The sequence below is a fragment of the Streptomyces sp. NPDC050418 genome (assembly GCF_044458745.1).
Lineage (GTDB): Bacteria > Actinomycetota > Actinomycetes > Streptomycetales > Streptomycetaceae > Streptomyces.
Genome location: NZ_JBITIG010000015.1, coordinates 188195 through 204751 on the forward strand (window position 1 = coordinate 188195; position 16557 = coordinate 204751).

Below are 16557 nucleotides of genomic sequence, written 5' to 3' on the forward strand. Positions count from 1 at the left end.
AAAGGGCGTCAGCCGCCCAGCTCCTGGTGACGTGCGGCCAGCTTCGCCGCGCCGTCCTCGGTCAGCGAACCGAACAGGCGCAGACGGGAGAAGCCGCCGTCGGGGTAGATGTCGATGCGGACCTGCGAGCCGACGACCGGGGTGTCGAGCACGAACCGGTGGTTGGTGTCGGGCTGCAGGCGCGTGCGCGGCAGGAACTCCTGCCACTCGGCATCCGCCGAGGAGCGCACCGAGAGGGAGGCCCAGCCGGCCGAGTTGCCCTTGAGGTAGGCGGTGTCGATCTCGATCGCGCGGATCGAGGACTCGGCGACGAGCTGGTAGTTGATCCAGTCGTTGCCGTTGTCGCGGCGGCGGGCGGTCTCCCAGCCGTCGTCCATCTTGCGGGAGCGGCCCGGGTTGATGGTGTTGACCGGCGAGGAGTAGAAGCGGTTGGAGGCGTCGAGCACCTGGCCGCCGTTCTCCAGGGCGACGACGTCGAGGGAGCCGAGGGCGGCGAGCCACTTCGGGTCCGGCACGACCTCGCCGTACACGCGCAGACGGGCGATGCCGCCGTCGGGGTGCTGGTTGACGCGCAGGTGCGTGAAGCGCTGCTCGGTGGTGACCTCGAAGCCGTTGGCCGCGTGGCCGCCGACCGGGGTGCGCTCGACGATCGTCGTCCACTTCACGCCGTCGGAGAGGAGCTCCTCCGGGGTCGGCGCCAGGGCGCCCTCCCAGTTGGTGGCCTCGATGGAGACGGCCTGCGGCATGTTGCCGCGGAAGTGGGCGGTGTCCACGACGATGCCGCGGATCACGCCGGGGGCGCCGAGGCGCACGAGCGCCCAGTCGTGGTCCTCGGCGGTCGGCCAGGGCTGGTCGGCCGAGACGCCGCGGCGGCGGCGGGTCTCCCAGCCGTCCATGACCTTGCCCTTGTGGCCGAAGTGCTCGGGGTCGAACTCGGCGGCCTCGGGGACGAGAAGGTTCTCGCGCATCGCGAAGAACTCGTCGTTGGCGGCGATGACACCGGCGCCGAGGGTGCGGTCGGCGAGGTTGGCGAGGTGGGTGAACGGCAGGTCCGCGCTGCGGTAGTCGGCCCAGGGGTCGCCGCCGCCGTACGGGTTCGCGTTACCGGTGAAGGAAGGGATGCCAGTGTTGTCAGACGCCACGGTGTCAGTTGTTCCTTTCGAGAAGGCGGCCGGCGGGCTCGGTGAACTCGCCGTCCGCGTAGATGCGCTCGCCGCGCAGCCAGGTCGACTTGACGACACCGCTGAGGGTCTTGCCCGCGTACGCGGTGACCTTGTTGCGGTGCTGCAGCTCGGCCGCGTCGACGGTGAAGGTCTCCTCCGGGGCGAGGATCGCGAAGTCGGCGTCGCGGCCTGCCTCGATCGCGCCCTTCTGGCCGAGGCCGACCAGGGCGGAGGTGCGCGCGGACATCCAGCGCACCACGTCGTCGAGGGAGTGGCCGCGCTTCTTCGCCTCGGTCCAGATGGCCGCGAGGCTCAGCTGGAGACCGGAGATCCCGCCCCATGCGGTGGCGAAGTCGTCCGTCTTGAGGTCGGCGGTGGACGGCGAGTGGTCGGTGACGATGCAGTCGATGGTGCCGTCGGCGAGCGCCTGCCACAGGAGGTCCTGGTTGGCGCCTTCGCGGATCGGCGGGCAGCACTTGAACTCGCTCGCGCCGTCGGGGACTTCCTCGGCGGTGAGGGTGAGGTAGTGCGGGCAGGTCTCGACGGTGAGCTGCACGCCGTCCGCCTTGGCGGCGGCGATGAGCGGCAGGGCGTCGGACGAGGAGAGGTGCAGGATGTGGACGCGGGCGTTCAGACGCTTCGCGGTGTCGATCAGGCCCTTGATCGCCACGTCCTCGGAGATACGGGGACGGGTCTGCAGGTAGTCGTCGTACTTCGGGCCCGACTTGTGCGGGGCGGCGTCCAGCTCGCCCGGGTCCTCCGCGTGCACGATGAGCAGTCCGCCGAAGCCGGCGATCTCGCCCATGGAGGCGGCGAGCCGCTCACCGTCGAGGTGCGGGAACTCGTCGACGCCGGACGGGGAGAGGAAGCACTTGAAGCCGTAGACGCCGGCGTCGTGCAGGGGCTTGAGGTCCGCCACGTTGTCCGGGAGCGCTCCGCCCCAGAAGCCGACGTCGATGTGCGCCTTGGCGGCGGCGACTTCCTGCTTCGTACGGAGGTTGTCGACCGTGGTGGTCGGCGGCAGGGAGTTGAGCGGCATGTCCACGAGGGTGGTGATGCCGCCGGCGGCGGCCGCGCGGGTGGCCGTGTAGAAGCCCTCCCACTCGGTGCGGCCGGGGTCGTTCACGTGGACATGGGTGTCGACGATGCCGGGGAGCACGACCTGGTCCCCGAAGTCCTCCAGCCGTGCGCCCTCGGGCACCTCGGCGTCATGGGCCTCGACGGCGACGATCTTTCCACCGGAGACGGTGACCGATGCGGCCTTCGTCCCTTCAGGGGTGACCACCCTCGTCGAGCGCACCACCAGTTCCACGTCGGACACCCTCACCCTCGCTTCCGTAGAGCCTCTGGCCGGATCTTCCGCAGTGCGGAATTCAACGGTCTGTTGAACGGAGTCTCGCCCCGGGATTGCGACCCGTCAACCCCCTCTCGGCGCGGCTCGGGGAGAGCGGTCGGCCAATTGGAGGTTTCCATAGAGCGGAAACTGAATTTCAGACTACAGAATGGATCATGTCACAATCAAGGCAGGGCCCGATTGTGGGAAGGCATCGCCCGCAGCCGGACAAACGGTCCCTGACCGGCCACGACCAAGGCCCATGCGATACCCGTCGACCGGAGGGCGGGCGATAGGCTGCTCCTTCCTGCCTGCACGAAAGGACCGCGCCGTGCCGACGTCCAGCGCCAGCACCACCGACTCCAAGGCCGCCGCCCCCACCGGCGGCGTCCAGTCCCTCGAGCGCGCCTTCGATCTGCTCGAGCGGATGGCGGACGCGGGCGGAGAGGTCGGCCTCAGCGAGCTCTCCGCCGCCAGCGGACTGCCGCTTCCCACCATCCACCGCCTGATGCGCACCCTGGTGGCCTGCGGCTATGTCCGCCAGCAGCCCAACCGCCGGTACTCGCTCGGCCCGCGCCTGATCCGCCTCGGCGAATCCGCCTCGCGCCTGCTCGGCACCTGGGCCCGCCCCTACCTCGCGCGCCTGGTCGAGGAGACCGGCGAGACCGCGAACATGGCGCTGCTCGACGGCGACGAGATCGTCTACGTGGCGCAGGTGCCGTCCAAGCACTCGATGCGCATGTTCACCGAGGTCGGCCGGCGCGTCCTGCCGCACTCCACGGGCGTGGGCAAGGCGCTGCTCGCCTACACCCCGGCCGACGAGGTGCGGGCCCTGCTCGCGCGGACCGGGATGCCGGCCGCGACCGAGAAGACCATCACCACCCCCGACGGCTTCCTCGACGCGCTCGAAGAGGTGCGCCGTACGGGATACGCGGTGGACGACAACGAGCAGGAGATAGGAGTCCGCTGCCTCGCGGTCTCGGTCCCCAACTCGCCGACCGCCGCGGCCATTTCCATCTCCGGACCCGCGGGCCGTGTGACGGAGGGCACCACGGACAAGATCGTGCCGATCCTGCAGCAGGTCGCCGCCGAGTTGTCGGTCGCGCTCGCGAGCACCGGCACCGGCTGACCGCCGACGCCATCCGTCCCTCAGGGGTACGGCACCGCATTCCGGTGCCGTACCCCTGAGGCGTTTGTGGGGTCCGGAAGCCACCGCCCCTCATCTGGAAGCCACCGCCCCCCACCCGAAGGCACCACCCCGACTCGACAGGCAAGCAGCGACTTGCCTATCGTGGCGGGATGTCGGAAGATGTTTTCAAGGCCCTGGCCGACCCCACGCGTCGGACCATCCTTGACGAGCTGGCGGAACGGGACGGCCAGAGCCTGTTCGAGATCTGCACGCGCCTGGCGATGAAGCACGAGCTCTCGCTCACCCGTCAGGCGGTCAGTCAGCATCTGGCGGTCCTGGAGGCGGCGGGCCTCGTCGTGCCCCGGCGCGAAGGCCGCTACAAGTTCCATGACCTCAACACCCAGCCCCTCGAGCAGATCGTCACGCGATGGCTCACCCCCCGGACACCGGAGAACTCCCCATGAAGATCCACATCACCAGCGTCTTCGTCGACGACCAGGCCAAGGCCGAGAGCTTCTACGTCGACAAGCTGGGCTTCGTGAAGAAGCACGACATCCCGCTGGGCGAGGCCCGCTGGCTCACCGTCGTCTCGCCCGAGGCCCCCGAGGGCACCGAACTGCTCCTGGAGCCGAGCGGCCACCCGGCCGTCGGACCGTACAAGAACGCGCTGGTCGCGGACGGCATCCCGGCCGCGCAGTTCCTGGTCGAGGACGTGCACGCCGAGCACAAGCGGCTGCAGGGGCTCGGCGTCACGTTCACGCAGGAGCCGACCGAGCTGGGCACGGTGACGGCCGCGGTCCTCGACGACACCTGCGGCAACCTGATCCAGATCATCCAGATGAACTGATCCGGCGGCCGCGGGAGTACCGGGCGGGAGCGTGGGAATGCGGCGCGGGGCTCAGGCCCCGCGCCCCGGCTCCCCGAAGAGCTCCACCGCGTCCCGTACGGACGCGACCGCCACGGCCAGCGCGCTCACCGAGCCGATCGCCGCCGCGATCAGCAGCAGCGAGCGGCGCAGCCGCGCCGCCTCTGGCGCGCCGTCGAGCGCCATCGCATGCAGAGCGGCCAGCTCCTCCTCGGCGATCCCGCGGTCCGGGAACTCGGCCGGGTGCGCGGCCAGTTCACGCCGCAGCCGGGCCACCGCGGTGCGCAGCGCGCTCACCCGCGGGTCGTCGCCGCTGTCCGTCACCGGTCGCCTCTGCCCCACGCTTCGCAACACAGTTCATCCCCCAACGCACATCTTTGTGCGGTATTTCGGTCGTACGCGGCGCTCCGGCCGCCGAGCATCGGGGTGGTGGTCAGTCACCCGTGACGCGGATCAGTAAACGCCACTTGGTACTCCGGGCGCCACTGCGGCGGCAGGAAATGGCGCGCCTTGTCAGTCCGTGGGCTGGGCGTCCAACGCGTTGCGCCACAAAGTGACGTCCAGGGTGACATAGTCGCTCGGGTCGGACTGCGGAGAGCTCCCCTTGTACGTGACGAGTGCGATGTGCCCGGACGAGGTCCGCACGCAGATCCGGGAGCCCTTGGAGATGCGGTCGAACGTGATCACCTCCGCGTAGCGCGTCTCGTCGCGGCAGGTCTCCAGCGTGCCTTCCTGGGCGTTGTTGAGCAGGATCAGCTTGTTGCCCGAATACTCACCGATCTCCAGCGCCCTCTTGCTGTCGTCCTCGTCGTACTCGAGGTCGGCCTCGCCGTCATTGAGGTTGACCGGCTTCATGTCGTCGTCGGAGAAGTACAGCTCGTATTCGTACGGGACGTTGATGCCCTTGAAGTCGACGGGCGTCGGATTCGGGACCGCCTTGCCTCCGCCGTCGGAGCTCTCCTGGTCGGTCGGAGTGTCCGAAGGCGCCGGCTCGTCGGTCGTCGGGTCGGACGACGGCGTGGCGGACTGCTTGTTGTCACTGCCCGCCGACTGTCCCTTCTTGCCGTCGTCGTCCTTCTTCAGGGCGAAGTAGGCACCGCCCGCGCCGCCAAGCGCCAGCACGAGCACGGTCGCAATCGCGAGCGGCAGCATCCGGCGCTTCTTCTTCGGCGCCGGCGCCGGGGCGGCACCCTGATGAGTCGCGGGCGGAGGCGTCGGCTGGTGGGCCGCGGGACCCGGATCGCGCAGCGCGGCCGTGTCGTACGCGTTGGGCCCGAAGCCCGGCGGCGGGGTGGCGGGGTCGGCATGCTGAGTTGACGGTGCCGTGGCGGCGGGCGGTGGTGTGGGGGCGTAGGCGGCGGGCGGCGTGGGGGCCTGCGCGGCCGCCGGCTGCTGGGCGGGCGGCTGATCCATGGGCGGCTGCGCGACCGGCTGCTGGGGCGGCGGCGTCGCAGCCGCGGGCGGCTGGGCCGGAGGAGCCGGCTGATACGCGGGCGGACCGGCCGGAGCCTGGGCCGGCGGCGCGGGGGCCTGGACGACGGGCGGCGGCGGAGTCTGGACCGGTGCGGGCGCGGCCGCGCGCTGGGTGATGTCCGCGGCGACCGCCGTCGGCAGCCAGTCCTCGGGGCGCCGCAGCACCGTCTCCGCGTTGGCCGCCTGGCACAGGGCGATGACCTCCATGACGGAGGGCCGCGCCGCCGGGTCCTTGGCGAGGCAGCGCGTCACCAACTCCCGCAGCGATTCGGGCAGTCCGGTCAGGTCCGGCTCCTCGTGCACGATGCGGTACAGCACACCGTGCGAAGTGCCCTCGCCGAAGGCGGGCTTGCCGATCGCGGCGAACGCGGCGACCTGGCCGAGCGCGAAGACGTCCGTGGCCGGGGTGCAGGGCCGCCCGGCGGCCTGCTCGGGCGCCATGAACGACGGTGTGCCGATGGTGACGCCGCTGCCGGTGAGCGAGGTGGCGTCGGCGGCGCGGGCGATGCCGAAGTCGATGACGCGCGGGCCGTCGGCGGCGAGCAGCACGTTCGACGGCTTGAGGTCGCGGTGCACGATGCCCGCGCCATGGATGACGTGGAGCGCCTCGGCGATCCCGGCGACCAGCAACAGCACGGTGTCGACCGGGAGTTTGCCGTGCTCGACGACCGCGGCGGAGAGCGCGGGCCCGGGCACGTAGGCCGTGGCGAGCCAGGGGTTGGCACCGTCGGCGTCGCTGTCGATCACAGGCGCCGTATAGAGGCCCTGGACCCGCTGGGCCGACTGCACCTCCTGCTTGAAGCGACGGCGGAACTCCGCGTCCTCGCTCAGCTCGGGCCTGATCACCTTGATGGCGACCGGCCGGCCGCCCGGCGTATAGGAGAGATAGACCTTGCCCATCCCGCCGGCGCCCAGCCTGGCGCTGATCCGGTAGCCCGCGACGGCCTGCGGGTCGTCGCCCTCAAGGGGCTTGAAAACGCCGTCGTCCTGCCTGCTCATCAATTCCCGTTCCCCACCGTGCCCTTGCTCCACCCGAGACGACGGGAACCTTATCCGAAACCGGGTGGCCCACGGGCCATCGTGTATGCCTTTGGTATGGCACATACACATAACAACGCGCCGGTCGCGGGCCTGCTGCTCGCGGCAGGCGGCGGGCGGCGGCTCGGCGGGCGCCCGAAGGCACTGCTCACGCACCGCGGCCGGCCGCTGGTGGAGCACGCGGTGGCGGTGCTGCGCGCGGGCGGCGTCGAGCGGGTGCATGTGGTGCTCGGCGCCTCGGCCGCGGCGGTACGGGAGCGGGCGGAGCTGAGCGGCTGCGTCCTGGTCGACAACCCGGAGTGGGCGGACGGGATGGGGTCCTCGCTGCGGGCCGGGCTCGCCTCCGTCACCGGGACGGACGCACCGGCCGCCCTCGTCTGCCTGGTGGACCAGCCGGGGATCGGGCCGGCGGCGGTCGGGCGGGTGCTCGCCGCGTACGAAGGCGAGGAGTCGCTGGTGACGGCCGCGTACGACGGGGTACGCGGGCATCCGACGCTGTTCGGGCGGGCGCACTGGGAGGGGATCGCGCGGAGCGCGACGGGCGACCGGGGGGCGCGCGCCTATCTGAAGGAGCACGCGGACCGGGTCACGCTGGTCGAGTGCGGTGATGTGGCGCAGCCGTACGACATCGACATCGAGGCGGATCTGGCGCACCTTGAGCCGTGAGGGAACGTCGAGTGACCGGCCTGGCACTCAGCGCCATGGTCGCTCGACCCGGAGAATCTCGATATCAACAAACCATTGAACTTCCACCATGAGGAAACTACTATCCACTGGTCAGAAGCGCCCCGCGCCGAACATCGGGCGGCCGGCGGCCCCGGACCATCATCAGGACCTGACGGCACTCAGTGCCGCGCAAGGCTCCCCCGCTGAAGGAAGTGACAGCTCATGTCCGCACCAGCGCCGTCCCCGCTGGCCATCGTCGACGCCGAGCCCCTGCCCCGGCAGGAAGAGGTCCTCACGGACGCGGCCCTCGCCTTTGTGGCCGAGCTGCACCGCCTGTTCACGCCCCGGCGTGACGAGCTCCTCACCCGCCGGTCCGAGCGCCGCGCCGAGATCGCCCGCACCTCCACGCTCGACTTCCTCCCGGAGACCGCTCAGATCCGCGAGGACGACTCCTGGAAGGTCGCGCCGGCCCCCGCCGCGCTGAACGACCGCCGAGTCGAGATCACCGGTCCGACCGACCGCAAGATGACCATCAACGCCCTGAACTCGGGCGCGAAGGTCTGGCTCGCGGACTTCGAGGACGCCTCCGCGCCCACCTGGGAGAACGTCGTCCTCGGCCAGGTCAACCTGGTCGACGCGTACACCCGGAACATCGACTTCACCGACCCGAAGTCCGGCAAGTCCTACGCACTCAAGGACGCCGACCAGCTCGCCACCGTCGTGATGCGCCCGCGTGGCTGGCACCTCAACGAGCGCCACCTCGTGGACGCGTCGGGCAAGCCGGTCCCCGGCGCCCTGGTCGACTTCGGTCTGTACTTCTTCCACAACGCCAAGCGCCTCATCGAGCTCGGCAAGGGCCCGTACTTCTACCTCCCGAAGACGGAGTCGCACCTGGAGGCCCGCCTCTGGAACGAGATCTTCGTCTTCGCCCAGGACTACGTCGGCATCCCGCAGGGCACCGTCCGCGCCACCGTCCTCATCGAGACGATCACGGCCGCGTACGAGATGGAGGAGATCCTCTACGAGCTGCGCGACCACGCCGCCGGTCTGAACGCGGGCCGCTGGGACTACCTGTTCTCCATCGTCAAGAACTTCCGTGACGGCGGCGAGAAGTTCGTCCTGCCGGACCGCAACGCGGTGACGATGACCGCGCCGTTCATGCGCGCGTACACCGAGCTGCTCGTGCGCACCTGCCACAAGCGCGGCGCCCACGCGATCGGCGGCATGGCCGCGTTCATCCCCTCGCGCCGTGACGCCGAGGTCAACAAGGTCGCCTTCGAGAAGGTCCGTGCCGACAAGGACCGCGAGGCCGGCGACGGCTTCGACGGCTCGTGGGTCGCGCACCCCGACCTGGTCCCGATCGCCATGGAGTCCTTCGACAAGGTCCTCGGCGAGAAGCCGAACCAGAAGGACCGGCTGCGCGAGGACGTCGCGGTGGCGCCCGGCGAGCTCATCGCCATCGACTCGCTGGACGCGAAGCCCACGTACGCGGGTCTGCAGAACGCCGTCCAGGTCGGCACCCGCTACATCGAGGCGTGGCTGCGCGGCCTGGGCGCCGTCGCCATCTTCAACCTGATGGAGGACGCGGCCACCGCCGAGATCTCCCGCTCGCAGATCTGGCAGTGGATCAACGCCGGCGTCGTCTTCGAGAACGGCAAGACCGCGACGGCCGAGCTGGCCCGCGAGGTCGCCGCCGAGGAGCTCGCGAAGATCAAGGCCGAGATCGGTGACGAGGCCTTCGCGGCCGGCCACTGGCAGCAGGCCCACGACCTCCTCCTCCAGGTCTCCCTGGACGCGGACTACGCGGACTTCCTGACGCTGCCGGCGTACGAGCAGCTGGCGGGCTGAGTCCCACATCGCAGTGACGAGTGGCCCCGGGTTTACGCCCGGGGCCACTCGTCTGTACGGGCACTGCCGCGTGGGCCGATGAGTTCCGGCGCCACCCGAGGTCATCCTTGCGACGGACCGAGGAGAGGGAGGCCAGGATGACCGGCCCGATCAGGTTGTACATGTCGATGTCGCTCGACGGCTTCATCGCGGGACCCGACGACCGGCCCGGGCAGGAGCTCGGGCGCGACGGCGGACGGCTGTTCAACTGGCTTGACGACCGGGAGTCCGACGGTCCCAGCGGCCAGGTCTACCGCGAAGCACTGGCCACCGGCGCCGTGATCTCCGGCCGCCGTACCTTCGAACTGGCCGGGCGCTGGCAGGGCGACCACCACGACGGGGTGCCCGTCCTCGTCCTCACCCGCCACGTGGACGACGGGGACGTACCGCCCGGCCACGCGCGCTTCGTCACCGACGTCGAGGACTGCGCCCGGCAGGCCCGCGCGGCCGCCGGGGAGCGTGCGGTCATGGTCCATGGCGCGGGGGCGGCCCAGGCGCTGCTGCGCGCCGGGCAGCTGGACGAGCTGGAGATCCACCTGGTCCCGGTCCTGCTCGGCGAGGGCCGGCGGCTCTTCGAGCACCTGGGCGCCGGGCCCATCGAACTCGAGCTCGTGCGGCGCCTGGAGGACCGGGACGTGACGCACCTGCGCTACAAGGTGCTCCCGACCGGGGAGTCCGTATGAAGACGCTCTTCGTCTCGTACCGCGTCACCGACCTGGACCGCTCGCTCGCGTTCTACACCGCCCTGGGATATGTGCAGTTGGGACAGGTGGAGCCCGGCGACGGAACCCGGCTCGTGATCCTCAAGTTCCCCGGCGAACCGGCCGCCTCGCTCGAACTCGTCCACCGGCCCGCGGGCGGACGGGTCGACGTGGGCAGTGGTTTCGACCATCTCGCGATCCAGGTGGAGGCGCTGCCCGCCGCGCTGGAGCGGCTGACGGCCGCCGGTCTGGAGCCGGAGCCCGTCCAGTACCCCGGTGGGCCCGACGGTCCGCAGACCTCCTGGCTCACCGACCCGGACGGCTACCGGATCGAGCTGGTCCAATGGCCGGCCGGACATGCCGACGGCATCACGGAGGCGGATTTCGCCTGAGGTGAGCCCGGTGGGCCGCCTCGCCGTCTCGCCGGCTCACTCCAGGTGGACGGACCAGTCCTGCTCGGCCGTCGGCTTCCCGTGCAGGTTCGGAACCTGCTTGAGCCAGGCGGGGCGCCCCCTCTGCGTACGCGCCGTCCGCCGGGCATCCGCCGCCGCCAGCTCGTCCCGCGAGGGGAACTCCGTCGGGAGCCAGGACGCGGAACTGCGGGCGCGGGCGAGGAGGTAGCCGACGTATGCGTCCCGTACGTCGTCGGGTGATGTGAAGCCGGGCTCGTCCGTCAGCCACGCGTCCGGGATGAGCCCGACGACCTCGCGCAGCAGCTCCCGCGTCACCCGCGGCGCGAGCTCCGCGTCCGCCGCCCGTGTGTCCGGTCCATAGCCGCCGAGGGCATGGTGCTTGAAGTCGTACGCCTTGTCGGGCGCCGCGCCCTCCCACCGGTGGTGGAAGACGAGTGCCGCGCCGTGGTCGATGAGCCAGAGCTTCGGCTCGGCGGTGCCGGAGGTCGGCCAGACCATCAGGTTCGAGCTGTGCACGGTCCGGTCGACGTTGACGGTCAGGGCGTCGAGCCACACGATCCGTCCGGCCTCCAGCGGATCCACCGGGAAGACCTCGGCGACCTCCGGGGTGAAGTCGGCCGCGCCCGGAAGGAAGTCCATGCCGAGGTTGAGCCCCGCGCTGGCCTTCAGGAGGTCCTGCACCTCCTGGTGCGGTTCGTCGGCGCCGATCGCGGGATCGAAGTGCGCGAGCACCAGCTCGGGGAACCTCAGCCCGAGGCGCCGCGCCAGTTCGCCCACCAGGATCTCGGCCACGAGCGCCTTCACGCCCTGGGCCGACCCGGTGAACTTGAGGACGTACGTGCCGAGGTCGTCCGCCTCGACGACTCCGGGCACGGAGCCCCCGGTACGCAGCGGGTTGAGGTAGCGGGTGGCGGTGACTTCTCGGAGCACCCGGCAACTGTAGCCCCGCGCGATCTCAGCGGCCGAGCGCTTTTGCGAGTGCCCCCTCGCCCGTGACCTGGACGTTCCCGGCGTCGACGGCCGCCGCCAGGCTCAGTTCACCGCGCGCGAGCGCGTCGCCGACGGTGGCGCGGAGGGTGAGCCGGGCGTCGGGCTCCTCCGGCCCCGGCCACGGCCCGTCGCCGTACACGGGACCGCCCGTGTCGACCCGTACGTGAAAGAGCCCCTCGTCGAGGCGGACCTCCACGCCTCCGGCCTCGCCCAGCGCCGAGAGCTCCCGCAGCAGAGGCAGGGCCAGCCAGTGGGCGCGGACCGCGTCGGTGGGCCGGCGCTCGGCAAGCTCCGGCGCGCCCCACTCCCCCAGCGCCTGGAGGACCGGCAGCAAGGCGCGGCCACGGGGCGTGAGTTCGTAGACGTACGCGGAGGACGGCGCCGGGAGCCTTCGGCGTACCGCGAGACCTGTCTGCTCCATGTCCTTGAGGCGCGTGGCCAGCATGTCGGTGCTGACACCGGGCAGATCGGCGTGGAGATCGGTGTAGCGGCGCGGGCCCGCCAGGAGTTCGCGGACGATCAGGAGCGCCCAGCGGTCGCCGACGACGTCCAGGGAACGGGCGATGGCGCAGTACTGGTCATAGCTTCGGCGACGTGACGTGGGCCTGCTCATGAGCCACAGCATACGTAAGTTGTTGGACTTTCCAAGCGGGGACTTGGTAAAACCAAGTCACACGAGAGTTGCCTGGTGGCGCGAGGTCACCCGGTCCGCTTGGAGGGCACGCGCATGGAGTTCCGGCAGTCGAGCAAGCTGAGCGAGGTCTGCTACGAGATCCGCGGCCCGGTCATCGAGCACGCCAACGCGCTCGAGGAGGCAGGCCACAGCGTGCTGCGGCTGAACACCGGCAACCCCGCGCTGTTCGGGTTCGAGGCGCCCGAGGAGATCGTCCAGGACATGATCCGGATGCTCCCGCAGGCCCACGGCTACACGGACTCCCGCGGCGTCCTCTCCGCCCGCCGCGCGGTCGCCCAGCGCTACCAGACCCTGGGCCTCGAAGTGGACGTCGACGACATCTACCTGGGCAACGGCGTCTCCGAACTGGTGTCGATGGCCGTCCAGGCGCTGATCGAGGACGGCGACGAGATCCTCATCCCCGCGCCCGACTTCCCGCTCTGGACCGCCGTCACGACCCTCGCGGGCGGCAAGGCCGTGCACTACCTCTGTGACGAGCAGGCGGACTGGAACCCCGACCTCGCCGACCTGGAGTCGAAGATCACCGACCGCACCAAGGCCATGGTGATCATCAACCCCAACAACCCCACGGGCGCGGTGTATCCGAAGGAGGTCGTCGAGGGGATGCTCGATCTCGCGCGGCGGCACGGCCTGATGGTCATGGCCGACGAGATCTACGACCAGATCCTCTACGACGACGCCGTCCACCACTCCGCCGCCGCCCTCGCCCCCGACCTTGTCGTCCTGACCTTCTGCGGCCTCTCCAAGACGTACCGCGTGGCGGGCTTCCGCTCCGGCTGGCTGGTGGTCACCGGCCCCAAGCAGCACGCGAAGGACTACCTGGAGGGCCTCACCATGCTGGCCTCCATGCGGCTGTGCCCCAACGCGCCCGCGCAGTACGCCATCCAGGCCGCGCTCGGCGGCCGGCAGTCCATCCACGAGCTGACCGCGCCGGGCGGCCGGCTGTACGAGCAGCGTGACGTGGCCTGGCAGAAGCTCAACGAGATCCCGGGCGTGAGCTGTGTGAAGCCCAAGGGGTCGCTCTACGCGTTCCCGCGGATCGACCCCAAGGTGCATCCGATCGTGGACGACGAGAAGTTCGTCCTCGACCTGCTGCTCCGCGAGAAGATCCAGGTCGTCCAGGGCACGGGCTTCAACTGGCCGCGCCCCGACCACTTCCGCATCCTCACGCTCCCGCACGCCGACGATCTCGACGCCGCGATCAGCCGGATCGGCCGCTTCCTGAACGGGTACCGCCAGTGACACCGTCCGCCGACTGCTCCATCTGCGGCTTTCCCAGCCATACGCAGTTCGCCTCAGCCGGTCTCGTGGCGGCGCTCGTGTCCGGGGAGGTCGCACTCACCGCGGATCCCGCATGGCGGGAGTCGGGGGCGGCCGACGTCGAGGACTACGCGCGCTGGAGCGGGCACCTGTGCGGCGCGACCTGTCTGCGCATGGCGCTCGGCCCGACGGCGCCGTCGCTCTTCGAACTGCGCGACGGCGCGCTCAAGTTCGGCGCGTACACCGTGGACGCCGAGGGCGGGATCCACGGCATGATCTACGCGCCGGCCGTCACCTTCGTCCGCGAGGTGTACGGGCTCGACGCAGAGGTCCACCGCGAGCTGACCCTCGACGGGATCGGCGCGCTCCTGGACGCGGGCCGGGTCGTCATCGCCTCGGTGCACTACGCGATCCGGCGCGCCCCCGCACCGCCGCCCTCCCGCGGCGGCCACCTGGTCCTCGTCACGGGCCGGACGGCCGACGGCACGGGTTTCCACTTCCACAACCCGTCGGGCACGGACGCTGGCACGCGGAGGGCGGAGCTGGCCGTGGGGGTCTTCGGCACGTATTTCGCGGGGCGTGGGATGTCGCTGGCGGCACCTAGGGAAGCCTGAGCACGGTGCCCGGCAGGATCAGGTCAGGGTTGCCCCCGATGGTCTCCTTGTTGAGCGCGTAGATCTCGTGCCATCGGAGTTCGTCGCCGAGTTCGTGACGCGCGATGGCGGCGAGGGAGTCACCGGGCTTCACGGTGTACGTACGGGACTTGGGCTCGGTGTCCTTGGACGCTGCGGGCCGCTCCTCGCGCTGTGCGTCCTCGCGCGCGAGATCCGGTGCGGCGGCCTCCGCCCTCAGGCGGTCCGCGGCGGCCTGGGTGGCGGAGGCGGCCTCCTCCGTGAACCGGGAGGTGGCATCGGCGCTGCTCCTCGCGGGCGACGCGGGTGCGCTCGCGCCGGCCGAGGTCTGCTCCTGCACCTGCTCCTTGACCGCCTCGGCGGCCTTCCCGGCCTTGTCCCTGCTGCCCTTGAACGCGTCGAAGATTCCCATTGTTCCTCCTGGGGGTGCGGTCCCCCTGAGGCCACTGTGTCCCGGCGGCGGTCCGGCCGCATCGGGAGGGCGGTTGTCAGTGGCGGGCGGCACCATGGCAGGGACGGACCGGGGAAAGGGGGCCCTTGTGACCACAGGCAGGCTGACGGCACCGCTGCGCCGCGTCCTCGCGGGTGCCGAGGAGGTGACGGGCCGGATCAGCGGGACCGAGGCGCAGCTGGACGCGCTGGTGCGGCACGGTCTGGCGTTCCGGCACGCGCGGCCGCCGCGCGCGTACTTCCTGACACCGTCCGGCCACCGCCTGCGCCAGGAGTACCTGACGTCGGCCCCGGCCCCGACGGCCCGCGCCACCGCCCCCGCGTCCGGGGTGTTCGCGGCGCGCGCGGGCACGGAGAGCGCACCGCCCGATGACAGCCCGACGCGGCTCCGCGAGGTGCACAGCGCGTGGCAGGGCCTGCTCGAACTGCGCCGTATGACGAACACGGACGGCGCGACGGACCGCCCCTGCACCTGGGAGCGCAGCCACCTGGTCCAGGCGGCGTCCCTGGCCCTGGAGGCGGCCGGCTGCAGACCGGGCACCGCCGGCTCCGACGGCTACGTGGTGACGGAGACGCACCAGCCGGAGGCCGTGGAGATACGGGGCGGGGAGCCGGGCGAGCTGCCGGGATGGTCGGGAGTTCTGACGGAAGCGGGCTGGCAGGTGAGCGAACACGGGACGCGGGACCGGGGGCGGGTGCTGCTTGCTTCACCGCGGCGCGTGTAGGCACCCGGCAACGCATCCCGCACGTGCCCCTGCCCCTGCCCCCGAACCTCGCCCCCACCCGTTCCCGCCCCCGACCCCAAACCCCCCACCTACGGTCCCGTACCCTGAACACGGCTGCGACTGGCGCAAAAGGTGGAGCACCACCGGGGAGCAGCCCGGCATGAACGCCGACGAAACACCCTCCTGCCGCGCGCCTGGGCGATCACCACCGCACCCAGGAGCCCCGCATGACCACCACCCCGCGCACCGCCCGCTTCATGGACGGCACGGCCCTCGCCCGCGAGATCTCCGAACGCACCGCCGCCCGCGCCAGGGCCTTCACCGAGCGCGCAGGCAAGGCCCCCTGTCTTGCCACGGTCCTGGTCGGCGCGGACCCCGCCTCCGTCACGTACGTGAAGATGAAGTGGAACCGCTGCGCGAAGGCCGGCATCGAGTCCCGCCATGTCGAGCTGCCCGCCGGCATCACCACCGAGCAGCTCGTCGCCGAGCTCACCGCGCTCTCCGAGGACCCGGACGTGCACGGCATCCTGCTGCAGCACCCGGTCGGCGACCACATCGACGAGCGCGCCGCGTTCGAGGCCATCGCGCCGGAGAAGGACGTCGACGGCGTGACGATGACCTCGTTCGCCGCGATGGGCTTCGGCCTGCCCGGCTTCGCCTCCTGCACACCCGGCGGCATCATGCGGCTGCTCGACGCGTACGGCGTCGACCCGACCGGCAAGCGCGCGGTCGTCGTCGGGCGCAGCGCGATCCTCGGCAAGCCGGTCGGGATGCTGCTGCTCGGCCGCGACGCCACGGTCACGTACTGCCACTCGCGTACGGAGAACCTCTCCGAGGTGATCCGCGAGGCGGACATCCTGGTCGCCGCGGTCGGCCGCCCGGAGTTCATCCGGGGTGAGGACATCAAGGAGGGCGCGGTCGTCATCGACGCGGGCTACAACCCGGGCAACGTCGGCGACGTGCACTTCAACTCGGCCGCCGAGCGCGCCGGTCTGATCACCCCGGTGCCGGGCGGTGTCGGCCCGATGACGATCGCCGTACTCCTGGAGCAGACACTGGACGCGGCGGAGCGCCTGACCGCTGCGTGAACGCGACGGGGCGCGGGAGTCCGGCTCCCGCGCCCCACAAGCCGTCCAAG

General features: G+C 71.1%; 18 protein-coding genes and 1 riboswitch. Of the genes, 11 read left to right on the forward strand and 7 right to left on the reverse strand.

The genetic code is table 11. The features are described from left to right. Positions 1-8: 8 nt before the first annotated feature. On the reverse strand, positions 9-1142 hold the full coding sequence (gene alc, locus ACIBI4_RS31280) for an allantoicase (protein ID WP_399207540.1): 1134 nt from the start codon (positions 1140-1142) through the stop codon (positions 9-11). A 4-nt stretch (positions 1143-1146) separates the two neighbouring features. Beyond that, positions 1147-2484, reverse strand: coding sequence for an allantoinase AllB (gene allB, locus ACIBI4_RS31285; RefSeq protein WP_399207541.1), 1338 nt, complete (start codon positions 2482-2484; stop codon positions 1147-1149). Positions 2485-2827: 343 nt separating this feature from the next. On the opposite strand from allB, the gene ACIBI4_RS31290 reads away from it, so the two are divergent. The 3 genes from ACIBI4_RS31290 to ACIBI4_RS31300 all read left to right on the forward strand — a co-directional run bounded on the left by ACIBI4_RS31290 (position 2828) and on the right by ACIBI4_RS31300 (position 4472). Beyond that, on the forward strand, positions 2828-3625 hold the full coding sequence (locus ACIBI4_RS31290; RefSeq protein WP_399207543.1) for an IclR family transcriptional regulator: 798 nt from the start codon (positions 2828-2830) through the stop codon (positions 3623-3625). 170 nt (positions 3626-3795) lie between these two features. Next, entirely contained in the window at positions 3796-4089 is a 294-nt protein-coding gene (locus tag ACIBI4_RS31295; protein ID WP_399207544.1) for an ArsR/SmtB family transcription factor, read from the forward strand. Continuing rightward, positions 4086-4472: a VOC family protein gene (locus ACIBI4_RS31300; protein ID WP_399207545.1), complete on the forward strand. Its 387-nt coding sequence runs from the start codon at positions 4086-4088 to the stop codon at positions 4470-4472. Before ACIBI4_RS31295 ends, ACIBI4_RS31300 begins: the two co-directional genes overlap by 4 nt. A gap of 51 nt (positions 4473-4523) precedes the next feature. On the opposite strand, the gene ACIBI4_RS31305 is transcribed toward ACIBI4_RS31300, so the two are convergent. Continuing rightward, positions 4524-4844, reverse strand: coding sequence for a DUF5955 family protein (locus ACIBI4_RS31305; RefSeq protein WP_399207546.1), 321 nt, complete (start codon positions 4842-4844; stop codon positions 4524-4526). 159 nt (positions 4845-5003) lie between these two features. Continuing rightward, entirely contained in the window at positions 5004-6962 is a 1959-nt protein-coding gene (locus tag ACIBI4_RS31310; protein WP_399207547.1) for a serine/threonine-protein kinase, read from the reverse strand. Between the two features lie 96 nt (positions 6963-7058). On the opposite strand from ACIBI4_RS31310, the gene ACIBI4_RS31315 reads away from it, so the two are divergent. From ACIBI4_RS31315 to ACIBI4_RS31330, 4 genes are all read left to right on the forward strand, one after another. Next, the gene (locus ACIBI4_RS31315; protein ID WP_399207548.1) at positions 7059-7667 is read left to right on the forward strand and encodes an NTP transferase domain-containing protein; all 609 of its coding nucleotides are present in this window, start codon (positions 7059-7061) and stop codon (positions 7665-7667) included. A gap of 222 nt (positions 7668-7889) precedes the next feature. Further along, positions 7890-9515, forward strand: coding sequence for a malate synthase A (gene aceB / locus ACIBI4_RS31320; protein WP_399207549.1), 1626 nt, complete (start codon positions 7890-7892; stop codon positions 9513-9515). A 137-nt stretch (positions 9516-9652) separates the two neighbouring features. Next, positions 9653-10237: a dihydrofolate reductase family protein gene (locus ACIBI4_RS31325; RefSeq protein ID WP_399207550.1), complete on the forward strand. Its 585-nt coding sequence runs from the start codon at positions 9653-9655 to the stop codon at positions 10235-10237. Beyond that, complete coding sequence (locus tag ACIBI4_RS31330; RefSeq protein WP_399207551.1) at positions 10234-10647, forward strand: VOC family protein; 414 nt, start codon at positions 10234-10236, stop codon at positions 10645-10647. The genes ACIBI4_RS31325 and ACIBI4_RS31330 overlap by 4 nt, the downstream gene beginning before the upstream one ends. A gap of 36 nt (positions 10648-10683) precedes the next feature. On the opposite strand, the gene ACIBI4_RS31335 is transcribed toward ACIBI4_RS31330, so the two are convergent. Next, complete coding sequence (locus tag ACIBI4_RS31335) at positions 10684-11598, reverse strand: HipA family kinase (RefSeq protein ID WP_399207552.1); 915 nt, start codon at positions 11596-11598, stop codon at positions 10684-10686. A 25-nt stretch (positions 11599-11623) separates the two neighbouring features. Continuing rightward, positions 11624-12271 carry a winged helix-turn-helix transcriptional regulator gene (locus tag ACIBI4_RS31340; RefSeq protein WP_399207553.1) on the reverse strand — a complete coding sequence of 216 codons (648 nt, stop codon included), beginning with the start codon at positions 12269-12271 and terminating at the stop codon, positions 11624-11626. A 114-nt stretch (positions 12272-12385) separates the two neighbouring features. Between ACIBI4_RS31340 and ACIBI4_RS31345 the strand changes: the two genes are divergently transcribed. Next, positions 12386-13594, forward strand: coding sequence for a pyridoxal phosphate-dependent aminotransferase (locus tag ACIBI4_RS31345; protein ID WP_399207554.1), 1209 nt, complete (start codon positions 12386-12388; stop codon positions 13592-13594). Continuing rightward, complete coding sequence (locus ACIBI4_RS31350) at positions 13591-14226, forward strand: peptidase (RefSeq protein ID WP_399207555.1); 636 nt, start codon at positions 13591-13593, stop codon at positions 14224-14226. Before ACIBI4_RS31345 ends, ACIBI4_RS31350 begins: the two co-directional genes overlap by 4 nt. Here the strand turns inward: ACIBI4_RS31350 and ACIBI4_RS31355 are convergent. Then, positions 14213-14656: a LysM peptidoglycan-binding domain-containing protein gene (locus tag ACIBI4_RS31355; RefSeq protein WP_399207556.1), complete on the reverse strand. Its 444-nt coding sequence runs from the start codon at positions 14654-14656 to the stop codon at positions 14213-14215. The two genes, ACIBI4_RS31350 and ACIBI4_RS31355, sit on opposite strands and share 14 nt — an antisense overlap. Positions 14657-14783: 127 nt before the next feature. Between ACIBI4_RS31355 and ACIBI4_RS31360 the strand changes: the two genes are divergently transcribed. Then, complete coding sequence (locus ACIBI4_RS31360; RefSeq protein ID WP_399207557.1) at positions 14784-15419, forward strand: hypothetical protein; 636 nt, start codon at positions 14784-14786, stop codon at positions 15417-15419. Between the two features lie 106 nt (positions 15420-15525). Then, positions 15526-15626, forward strand: a riboswitch (ZMP/ZTP riboswitch). A gap of 20 nt (positions 15627-15646) precedes the next feature. Next, a complete protein-coding gene (locus ACIBI4_RS31365; protein ID WP_399207558.1) occupies positions 15647-16507 on the forward strand; it encodes a bifunctional 5,10-methylenetetrahydrofolate dehydrogenase/5,10-methenyltetrahydrofolate cyclohydrolase in 861 nt (286 codons plus the stop codon). The last annotated feature ends 50 nt before the right edge of the window (positions 16508-16557 follow it).

What these genes read in the sequence shown, in the direction of transcription:
- aceB (WP_399207549.1), top strand. Translation starts at nt 7,890, where the DNA reads ATGTCCGCACCAGCGCCGTCCCCGCTGGCCATCGTCGACGCCGAGCCC.
- ACIBI4_RS31355 (WP_399207556.1), bottom strand. Translation starts at nt 14,656, where the DNA reads ATGGGAATCTTCGACGCGTTCAAGGGCAGCAGGGACAAGGCCGGGAAG.
- ACIBI4_RS31310 (WP_399207547.1), bottom strand. Translation starts at nt 6,962, where the DNA reads ATGAGCAGGCAGGACGACGGCGTTTTCAAGCCCCTTGAGGGCGACGAC.
- ACIBI4_RS31330 (WP_399207551.1), top strand. Translation starts at nt 10,234, where the DNA reads ATGAAGACGCTCTTCGTCTCGTACCGCGTCACCGACCTGGACCGCTCG.
- ACIBI4_RS31325 (WP_399207550.1), top strand. Translation starts at nt 9,653, where the DNA reads ATGACCGGCCCGATCAGGTTGTACATGTCGATGTCGCTCGACGGCTTC.
- ACIBI4_RS31345 (WP_399207554.1), top strand. Translation starts at nt 12,386, where the DNA reads ATGGAGTTCCGGCAGTCGAGCAAGCTGAGCGAGGTCTGCTACGAGATC.
- ACIBI4_RS31340 (WP_399207553.1), bottom strand. Translation starts at nt 12,271, where the DNA reads ATGAGCAGGCCCACGTCACGTCGCCGAAGCTATGACCAGTACTGCGCC.
- ACIBI4_RS31300 (WP_399207545.1), top strand. Translation starts at nt 4,086, where the DNA reads ATGAAGATCCACATCACCAGCGTCTTCGTCGACGACCAGGCCAAGGCC.
- ACIBI4_RS31315 (WP_399207548.1), top strand. Translation starts at nt 7,059, where the DNA reads ATGGCACATACACATAACAACGCGCCGGTCGCGGGCCTGCTGCTCGCG.
- ACIBI4_RS31365 (WP_399207558.1), top strand. Translation starts at nt 15,647, where the DNA reads ATGACCACCACCCCGCGCACCGCCCGCTTCATGGACGGCACGGCCCTC.
- ACIBI4_RS31295 (WP_399207544.1), top strand. Translation starts at nt 3,796, where the DNA reads ATGTCGGAAGATGTTTTCAAGGCCCTGGCCGACCCCACGCGTCGGACC.